Origin of the sequence: Vibrio sp. 10N.237.312.B06 (assembly GCF_041464685.1) — a bacterium.
Classification (GTDB): Bacteria; Pseudomonadota; Gammaproteobacteria; order Enterobacterales; family Vibrionaceae; genus Vibrio; species Vibrio tasmaniensis_A.
The window spans coordinates 1-9,846 of record NZ_JBFSPI010000036.1; the positions used below are offsets into that span (position 1 = coordinate 1).

Here is a 9,846-nt window from a genome sequence, read left to right on the forward strand (position 1 = left end):
TAAAACGCTTTTATCTCGAACAAAATTTAACCACGAAAGGTCAACACGCCCTAAACACACTAAAGAGCCTACATTATGAACGGCCCCCAACAGTTGGACATCAATTATTGGGGGCTTTCTGTTTTTGTAATCTGCTCTTTTGAGCCACAAAAAAGCCTTGCTAGTTTCGCAAGGCTTCTCTTATTTCTCATTACTCTAAAATCTAACCGCTATTTTTCTTCGAAGCGCTTCGCTAAGTGATAGAATTCATTCACTTGCTCTTTTAGCTCTGTGGAGTGGTCTTTCACGGAATGTGTTGCAACCAAGTTTTGCTCTGCGGTGGATGCAATAGACTGCATATGCAGATTTAATTCGCTCGATAGTTCACGTTGTTTATGAGCAGAGCTTTCAACAGATTGCATCAATTCATTCATCGATTGCATTAGATTTTCAACTTCAGATAAACGCTCTGCGCTCACCTTCGCAACATCACCGCACGCGTCGGTTTGGTCTCTGTTCGCCAGGATATCTTTCTGCCAGCTTTCAATCGTAGCCAGCATAGTATCGATGCTCTCTTTAATCTGAACTGTGGCCTTTGACGTTCGACCAGATAACGCACGTACTTCATCGGCAACAACGGCAAAGCCTCGTCCTTGCTCGCCTGCTCTTGCCGCTTCAATCGCAGCGTTAAGTGCCAACAAGTTAGTTTGTTCAGCAATACCACCAATCTCTTCCATTATCTTGCTCACGCTTTGCGCTTGGTCGCTCAATTGGTAAGTCGTGTGCGTCGCTTTCTCCGCCTGAGATGCCAAGTTTTCAAGGTTACGATGGGTTTGATCAATGCTCTCTTTAGCACCAGCACAAGTTTGCAAGGTAACATCGACAATCTGGTGAGCTTCTTCTGTACGAGAAGAGACTTCATTGGCGGTCACCTCAACCTCTTCAGTTGCTTCACGTACCTGAAGAATATCTTTTGTCTGCTGATCGAGCGCTTCAGTGACTTGGTATGACGTCGCATTAAGGTTATCAGCTAAATCTTGCAATGGTTTCGCTGAGTCTGTCATACGGCCTAACACAGTGCGAATTCGGGCAGACATCAGCTTGAGATGAAAATCGGCAACAGAGAACTGACTGTTACCTGAGTAGACAAGGCGACTGACACTATCGAATTTAGATTGCAGTTTTTTCAACTGTAATGGAGTATCAATGAGCTCTTGTCGGAAAAGCAGTGCTAGAGCAGAGACAGGAAGAAGACTCAATATCCACTGCGATGCTTGCCCTACTTCTACAAGATTTGAAATCAGAGACGCAGCCAAAGAGCCAAGTAACACTGCGTAACGAACACTGTCACTGATCTGTAGTGACCATTGGCGACCTGACGTCTCAGCTTTCAACAAGCTTTGATAGGCCTTATCCGCAACTTGCACCCACTCGCTTTTCGGCTTAACACGAACAGACTGATAGCCACTCACCTTCCCGCCATCATAAATAGGGGTAACGTAAGCATCAACCCAGTAGTACCCACCGGATTTAGTTTTGTTTTTTACGATCCCGCGCCACGCCTTGCCTTGTTTTAGATTCACCCACATATCGGCAAAAGCCGCTTTAGGCATATCACCATGCCTAACAATATTATGGTTTTGCCCAAGTAATTCATCTTGGTTGTATTCTGCAATGCGACAAAAAGCGTCATTACTATAGGTAATCACACCTTTAAGGTCAGTAGTTGAGACAAGTTGTTCATTTTCGCTTAAAAGCGTTTCACGAGATTGAGAAGGAGAGCTGGCTGTCATTATATTAACTTTTGTTAACTATTATTGTAGCCGAGGAATATATACAATTATTAAAGTTCTTACAAAATGCGAACGTAACATTTTGTGTAAATGACTGCTATTTATACAAAAATAACCAATGCACCTCACAAAACTCTAAACGCTAAGCCTCTTCCCTAACTATTATGCCTTTGATCTAATTATTCACACCTCTATCTGACTAAAAGTCATGACTCATCTAAATTAACTGCAGTGGTAAATTTCACTGTTCTCATAGAGACGGAGGTATGGAACTTGCGAATATTCAGATCTTTACGTAATACTCGCTCAACAAAGTCTTCGTAAGCTTGAATGTCTGTGACCGTAACAATCAACATAAAGTCAAAGCTGCCTGATATCTGATAGCACTGAGTGACCTCTGACGCCTTAGAAATAGAATGGCGAAAAATTTGATAGATATCCCCTCGGTCGCGCTCCATTTCAACGGACACAACTAGGGTCATCTTGCTGCCAGTAAGCTCAGGGTTAATGATCGATACATCACCGACTATCACGCCCTCTTGCCTCAATCGTTTCACTCGCTTTAAGCAAGCAGGAGGTGATAGCCCTACGATCTCGGCTAACGATTGATTAGGGATCCGGTTATTCTTCTGAAGCTCAACCAATATGCTTCTATCTATACGGTCTATTTCCATAATTTCTTAAACCATGATTTTTTGACTGATAATTTCTTACTTTACGACAATTTAAAAATCATGGGTAATTTTATAGGTTATTTTTGAAATCATAATCACAACAATCGCGGTAAGATCTTTTTATACAACACAACGAGTTATGGTCGTAACAATGAAATCAACCTATCAATTTTTCAAAGAGCTCCTCAAAGAAATCTTCGATGTCACTTCGACGCTTTTCCGTATCATGATTCCAATCATCATATTGATAAAAGTCGTCGAAGAGCTTGGCGGCATAATGATTCTTAGCGAATGGCTAAGCCCTATAATGGAAAGCGTCGGATTACCCAAAGAAATGGGTCTAGTATGGGCAACTACCATACTCACCAACATCTATGCCGGGCTAATTATCCTTATTAATTCCGATGTTCCCTTAACGGTTGCTCAAGCTTCAATTTTAGGCAGCATGATGCTCCTTGCTCACTCATTGCCAATTGAAGGCGCTATTGCCAAAAAAGCAGGTGTTAGCTGGCTGGCTACCCTATCGGTGAGAGTGGGGGGAAGCTTAGTGCTGGCATGGCTACTCAACCTCAGTTATCAATACGGAGACTGGCTCAACTACCCAGCAACCGTGCTTTGGCAACCGGAAGTATCTGGAGACACGAGTTATCTTGGTTGGGCGCTTGAACAGTTCAAGAACTTTGCGGTTATCTTCATGGTAATCTCAGTACTATTACTGTTACTCAAAGTTTTAAAGATTCTCGGCATTGAAAAGCTCATGGCAATATTGTTAAGACCGTTCTTGAGGCTGCTAGGAATCAGCAAAGACGCAACAAACCTAACAATAATAGGAATCACGCTCGGCCTTTCGTTTGGTGGCGGCTTATTAATCAATGAAGCCAAGAAAGGGCATATCTCAGCAAGAGACGTATTCACCGCAATCATGTTGCTCAACTTGCTCCACAGTTTAATTGAAGATACGTTGTTGATCCTACTCATCGGGGCTGATTTCTACACGATATTTTGGGGAAGGCTTGTATTCTCGGTGTTGGTTGTCGCTGTGATATCAAACGTCATTAAGCGCATGAATCCAAGCACTTGCGAACGGTATTTCTATCGCGATGTCTCTCAGTAATAAGTAAATCGCCAACAAGAATAAAAGGAAAAGAACTCAAATACGGGTTCTTTTTTACGACTTGGTACTCCTATCACCTCCGCTATTTTTAAATTTCACGCCCTTGAAACACTGAAAATCATTCTCAACACCCTAATTATTGATATTTCGTGTGAAAATAATTTCAGCACCGGTATTTACTAATAACTCAATTATTAAATGCAATGTTTAAACACAGAGAATATAAAACGCATATTATTACTTATAACTCCATACCTTGTATAAAGTACTCTCAAGATAATAATCACTTCTCAACCAATATTATTAAAATCCAAACTATCAACTATTCATTCAACAAAACTCATTAAATAGCTGATAATAAAATAAATAACGACCATTATTTGATATTAACTTTAAATGTTGAAATCGGAACGAACAATTGCTTGTAATAATTATCTATTTGATTGGTTAATTTTATAAATATATTTTGTTACATAATCAAAACTGATGGCTCTTTTTAATATGCTCCTTATAACAGCGCCTCTTACAACCGAGGCTCGCACAACTAATATTCTTACAAAAATACCCATAAAAGCAATGACTTTAATGGTTCTAACTTTGTCATCACTGTCACAGGCTTCCACTATTGAGAACGATGAATCATTACTTAAGTCATTGATTAAACGAGGCATTATCTGTTCTAGCTTAACCTATGAGGAAAATCAAGAAGCTTTACGTATCTATCTCAACGCTAAAAAAGCGAAGAGCACTCCGTTTGATTCAAAAAGTAGAAAAGAGACAACCAATACAAAGGAGATAGAAAGTAAAAAAAATACAACAAACACACGTCAGTTAAATAAGACACCGCAAGAGTGTATTAGGCCAAACTCGGACAACAGATCCGAATAAGGCAAGTTGATACTGATATCGACATGGAAATATAAAAGGAAAATATAATGAAAATGATGAGAAAAACATTGTTGGCTTCAGCAATGCTTACTCTATTTAGCGTCAGTAGTTATGCAAAAACACCTATTGATTTAGGCGTTGTTAATGAAGACAAACTCATTGAAATGCTAGTTAGACAGGGCTTAGTCGACCAAGATGCAACCGATGTGGCAAAGCACGACGCACTTGACCGCTACTTGAAGAATAAAATCAATTCCGGTTTTAAAGGTGACGCTCAATTCGGTAAGAAAGCACTTGAGCAACGAGCGAAAATACTTAAAGCCATAGAAAAAGGATCTGGTGTTAAAAAGGCGAGCGTCTTTGCGTTAGAAGTCGGCACCAAGCGTACCGATAAAGTACTCGCTCTGTTAGTCGATTTCCCTGATTTGAACTGGGATAACAACAAACTGACCGAAGAGCACACACAAATGCTCTACGAGAGCTACAACCCAGAACATTATCAAGAGTTGTTGTTTTCAAACTCTGGCTACACTGGGCCAAACGGCGAAAATCTAATCTCGATGCGTCAGTATTACCAAAGCGAATCTGGTGATAGTTACAGCGTTGCGGGCCAAGCTGCAGGTTGGTATCGCGCCTCTAAACCTGCGTCATTCTATGGGGGTAACTCCCCTACTACCGACAACGATCTCAACGCGCAAGAACTGGTTCGCGAAGCACTGAATCAATTGGCTCAAGATCCGAGTATCAATCTAGCCGATTACGATATTGAAGATCGTTACGATTACGACGGTGACGGAAACTTCCGTGAACCCGATGGTGTGATTGATCATCTAATGGTGTTCCACGCATCTGTTGGTGAAGAAGCCGGTGGTGGCGTATTAGGCCCTGATGCGATTTGGTCTCACCGATTCAACCTTGGTCGCACTCATGTACTTAAAGGCACCTCTAGCTCGCTTCCAGACCGCTTTGGTGGCCAATACGCAGCATTTGATTACACGATTCAACCGATTGATGCCGCAGCTGGTGTATGTGCTCACGAGTATGGCCATGATTTAGGCTTGCCAGACGAGTACGATACGCAATATACAGGCAAGGGTGAACCTGTCTCTTACTGGTCAATCATGTCTTCGGGCAGTTGGGCTGGTCAAATTGGTGGCACACAGCCAACGGCATTCAGCTCTTGGGCAAAACACTTCCTACAGAAGTCGATTGGTGGTCGTTGGATTAACGATGATCAAATCTCGATTGATGACCTAGAAGACAACCCACAGGTTTATACGTTGTTCCAAACAACGGATAACAACCGTCCTAACATGATTAAAGTGGATCTTCCAGAAAAACAGATCGAAGGTTTAAAACCGTTTGCTGGTGAGTATTCGTTCCACTCTCAAAAAGGCGATGACCTGAAAAACAGCATGACACGCAAGTTGGTGATTCCAGCCGGCGATTCTGCACTGCTTTCATTCAAAACTTGGTATGAAATTGAGAAAGACTACGACTTTGCACGCGTACTCGTGAATGGACAAGCCATTGCCGGCAACATCACCTCATTGGATGACCCGTACAATACTGGCCTCGTTCCTGCTATTGGCGGCGAATCTGGCGGTTGGATTGATGCTGAGTTCGACGTTTCACAATGGGCAGGCCAAGAAGTAGAGCTTTCGTTTGAATACATCACCGATGGTGGCTTGGCGATGGAAGGTTTCTATTTGGATAACCTCAGTGTGGTCGTTGATGGTGAAGTAACCTTAATAGACGATGGTGAGAGCAACTCCACCTTCGCCCTAAATGGTTACAAGCTGAGTAATGGGTTCCACCAAGCGCAACACTACTACCTGTTGCAATGGCGCAGCCACATGGACGTTGATGAGGGTCTAGCCAACATCAAACGCATGGGCCAACTGATCTCATTCGATCCGGGTTTGATTATTTGGTACGTAGACGAATCTCTGACTGATAACTGGGTAGGTAAACACCCAGGTGAAGGTTGGTTAGGCGTGGTCGATGCCGACCAGAATGCAATGACTTGGGAAAAATCCGGTGAAGTCGCTCAAACTCGTTACCAAGTTCGTGATGCGGCGTTTTCACTCAAAGATCATACTCCAATGCGTCTTGTAAACAGCGACAATGATGTGCTCGAAGATACCAGTTTAGTTGGCAATGCTAGCTTCTCGGATGACCAAGATTACACATCGCCTCAAGCACCAGACTCAGGACGTATCCTGACGGAGTTTGGTTTAGCGGTCGATATTGTGAATCAGAGTGACAACAACGAATACGGTGTGGTTCGCTTATCTAAAGTAAGCCAACACAACGTCGCTCCTACTGCGAACTTCGAACTTAATGTGACTGGCCTGAACGTTTCAGCACGTAACTTTAGCTCAGACCAAGACGGTGAGATCACCAGTTATCTATGGGACTTGGGCAACGGAACAACAAGTAACGAAGTGACACCAACTTGGTCTTACGAGCAAGCAGGTGAATACACGGTGAACTTGACTGTTGTCGACGACAAAGGCAATACCGATTCGTTCAGCTCCGTAGTGAGTGTTGAATCTCCAAACGCTCTTCCAGAAGCTAGCGCGAAGTACATTCACTTGGGTCGCTGGGTAACCATGTGGTCAACAAGTTCAGACAGTGATGGTCGTATTGTTGATACCGAGTGGACACTTCCAAACGGTAAGGTGAAACGAGGTCGTACATTCACTTCAATCTTCCCATCATACGGTAAGCACAAGGTGACACTGAAGATAATCGATGACCAAGGCGGGATTACGACTAAGACAATTTTAGTCGACCTGTAAATCATAGCAGGCTCTATCATGAGGATTTACAAAATAGGCTTAAGTACTGTTGTCACAGGATATAAACCACGACAGCAGTTTTAAGAAAACGTCATTATTTAAGCCATAAGCGAAAGCCCTATCGATTCGGTAGGGCTTTTTATTGGTCGCAATTTAAGATACTAGGGGTTTAGTCACAGTAAAAAACTTGCTGAACCACCATTCGATGAACCATTACACGGGCTGCTTTTGAATGCGTGATTTACGCGCACTGAATGCAAACAACAAAATTACGGCCAAAACGAATGGTAAAACGTAAACGTTAAGGTTTTGCCAACCTACTGTTGACTCCAACCAACCAGACAGTAGCGCCGTGACAGTTACACAACCAAACACAACAAATTCATTGAACGCTTGTGCCTTGGCTTTATTTTGAGCTTGATACGACTGGCTGAATAAGCCTGTTGCAGCGATGAACATAAAGTTCCAACCCACACCAAGCACAACCAAAGCCGCTCTAAAGTGCCAAATTGATACGCCATGGATATTGATGGCAATACTCACCACAAATAACACGCCACCTGCAAGGATCATCATTCTTGAACCGAACTTCTCGATGAGGTAACCCGTAAAGAATGCAGGCACAAACATACCCAATACGTGCCACTCAATCACACCAGCAGCTTTAGTAAAATCGAATCCGCAACCAATCATCGCCAATGGTGTTGCCGTCATCAAAATGTTCATCACGGCGTAAGCAACCATGGCCGCAAACACAGCGCCAACAAAGTTCGGCGCTTTAACGATCACACTTAAAGGATCGGCTTTGGGAGCCTGACTATTAAAAGAGACCTTAGGAAACTGAATGGTTTGTAACAAGGCTAAAGCTAAGATGTTTAGGCCGATCAGCGAAGCAAAAGCACCAATATACAAACCATCTGCTGACCACTGTTGCGACATAATCGCCAAGTTTGGCCCTAATACCGCTGCTAAAACGCCACCAGCCATAGAGATAGATATCGCTCGATGACGGGCATTTTCATCACACACCTCGATTGCAGCAAAACGATAAAGCGTACCAAAACCAATACCTATCCCAAGCAAAAACGTGGCGAAACAAAACAGATAGAAATGTTGCTGAGATAACGCGTAAGTCGCAAGGCTTGCTCCGGTAATGCCAACTACATTGCCGATACTAAACCCTCGTTTTCGTCCTAATTTTCCTGAAATTAAAGATGCAGGAATAGTGGCTGCCATTAAGCCTAAAAACTGCAACGCAACAGGCAAAGTAATCATGCTGACACTGGGTGCAATCTGTTTGCCTATCAAGCCAATCACTGAAATCAGTAATATGTTGCCCGTCATCAACAAGGCCTGACACAGTGAGAGCAGCCAAACATTTCTATTCATCTTCGTTCCTAAATATGGCACAGCTGGTCAATAGAACAAAAAATCAACAAAGTCGCAACTCTTTGTTACTTTTAATGAACTCACCAAAGCACTCAATTAAAGAGCCACGAGTCTCGACTTCGAAGTGTATTCCGCCAAAGGTGCTTTAATCTTCGTTGCTTTACGCTCTAGAGTTGAAATTATCATTACTTAAGATAATAATAATTTTGTGTTATTCAGAAGCTTTGTTGTTTATAGGCTTTGTTATTCACAGGCTCTGTTACTTATAAGCCTTTTTATCCATAGGCGTTAGCATTTAAAGGTGAGTATGATTAATCCACTTTGGCTCAATACATTTAAGACTCTGGTTGAAGTTGGTCATTTCACCCAAACTGCAGAAAAGCTGTATATGACACAGCCTGGCGTTAGCCAACACATCAAAAAGCTTGAGCAAGCTTGTAACTGTGACTTGTTATCGAGAGAAAATAAGAGTTTCGAACTGACCGAACAAGGTCGGATTATGTATCGCTACGCTCTTAAACTGGAAAAAGACCAAGAAGATTTATTCGAATCTCTGAGTTTCGACAACCCTTATTCTGGGCAATGTCATCTATCCTGTTCGGGTTCACTCTCTTTGCGTCTGTATCCCAAGCTTCTTGAACTGCAGCAGCAACATCAAGACCTGAGCATCAACCTAGAAGCGGCACCGAACAAAAAGATATTGAACGACCTAATCCAAGGCACCACCGATATTGGAATCGTCAGACATTCACCCAATGACAGCTATTATCAGAGCCAAGTTATTGGTAATGAGGCGCTGTGCTTAATCGTCCATCATAGTCTTGCTGACTTAGAGATTACCCCTGAAGCTCTGCACAATATCGGCCTCATAGCCCATCCAGACTCTGCTCATTACCTGTCTTTGTATTTTGACCTATGCGGAGATAAAGATTTAGCGAACATCAACATCAATGAGATCCCGAAGTCTGGCTACATTAATCAACTCCACCAAATTCTATTACCCGTCTCAAAAGGGCTTGGGTTCACCGTGTTACCCGCAGGGGCTGTCGAAAACTTTCCAGACAAAGAGAAGTTGCACGTTGTGCCACCTAAAGTGAAGGTTGAAGAAACACTGTATTTGGTTCAGAAAAGAAATCGAAAACTGCCGCACAGATACAACACCCTTATCGATCTAATCAAACAACACGTCAGTAATTAATCCGAGA

The 9,846-nt window shown here is 42.7% G+C and carries 8 protein-coding genes; 4 read left to right on the top strand and 4 right to left on the bottom strand.

What is annotated here, in order from left to right; translation table 11 throughout:
- Positions 1–209: 209 nt before the first annotated feature.
- Both AB6C75_RS11600 and AB6C75_RS11605 read right to left on the bottom strand, forming a co-directional pair.
- On the bottom strand, positions 210–1,772 hold the full coding sequence (locus tag AB6C75_RS11600; RefSeq protein WP_372107828.1) for a methyl-accepting chemotaxis protein: 1,563 nt from the start codon (positions 1,770–1,772) through the stop codon (positions 210–212).
- A 206-nt stretch (positions 1,773–1,978) separates the two neighbouring features.
- On the bottom strand, positions 1,979–2,446 hold the full coding sequence (locus AB6C75_RS11605; protein WP_135384215.1) for an Lrp/AsnC family transcriptional regulator: 468 nt from the start codon (positions 2,444–2,446) through the stop codon (positions 1,979–1,981).
- A gap of 151 nt (positions 2,447–2,597) precedes the next feature.
- Here AB6C75_RS11605 and AB6C75_RS11610 point away from each other — a divergent pair, with 151 nt between their 5' ends.
- Complete coding sequence (locus AB6C75_RS11610) at positions 2,598–3,560, top strand: hypothetical protein (protein WP_017101545.1); 963 nt, start codon at positions 2,598–2,600, stop codon at positions 3,558–3,560.
- Between the two features lie 431 nt (positions 3,561–3,991).
- Here AB6C75_RS11610 and AB6C75_RS11615 read toward each other — a convergent pair whose 3' ends face one another.
- Positions 3,992–4,231, bottom strand: coding sequence for a hypothetical protein (locus AB6C75_RS11615; RefSeq protein ID WP_167852957.1), 240 nt, complete (start codon positions 4,229–4,231; stop codon positions 3,992–3,994).
- Between AB6C75_RS11615 and AB6C75_RS11620 the strand changes: the two genes are divergently transcribed.
- Both AB6C75_RS11620 and AB6C75_RS11625 read left to right on the top strand, forming a co-directional pair.
- Positions 4,137–4,448 carry a hypothetical protein gene (locus tag AB6C75_RS11620; protein ID WP_372107846.1) on the top strand — a complete coding sequence of 104 codons (312 nt, stop codon included), beginning with the start codon at positions 4,137–4,139 and terminating at the stop codon, positions 4,446–4,448. The genes AB6C75_RS11615 and AB6C75_RS11620 overlap by 95 nt on opposite strands.
- 47 nt (positions 4,449–4,495) lie before the next feature.
- Positions 4,496–7,252 (top strand): immune inhibitor A domain-containing protein, encoded by a 2,757-nt coding sequence (locus AB6C75_RS11625; RefSeq protein WP_372107829.1) that lies wholly within the window; start codon positions 4,496–4,498, stop codon positions 7,250–7,252.
- A gap of 213 nt (positions 7,253–7,465) precedes the next feature.
- On the opposite strand, the gene AB6C75_RS11630 is transcribed toward AB6C75_RS11625, so the two are convergent.
- On the bottom strand, positions 7,466–8,641 hold the full coding sequence (locus AB6C75_RS11630; protein WP_009844858.1) for an MFS transporter: 1,176 nt from the start codon (positions 8,639–8,641) through the stop codon (positions 7,466–7,468).
- A 307-nt stretch (positions 8,642–8,948) separates the two neighbouring features.
- On the opposite strand from AB6C75_RS11630, the gene AB6C75_RS11635 reads away from it, so the two are divergent.
- The gene (locus tag AB6C75_RS11635) at positions 8,949–9,839 is read left to right on the top strand and encodes a LysR family transcriptional regulator (RefSeq protein WP_009844857.1); all 891 of its coding nucleotides are present in this window, start codon (positions 8,949–8,951) and stop codon (positions 9,837–9,839) included.
- Positions 9,840–9,846 lie beyond the last annotated feature (7 nt).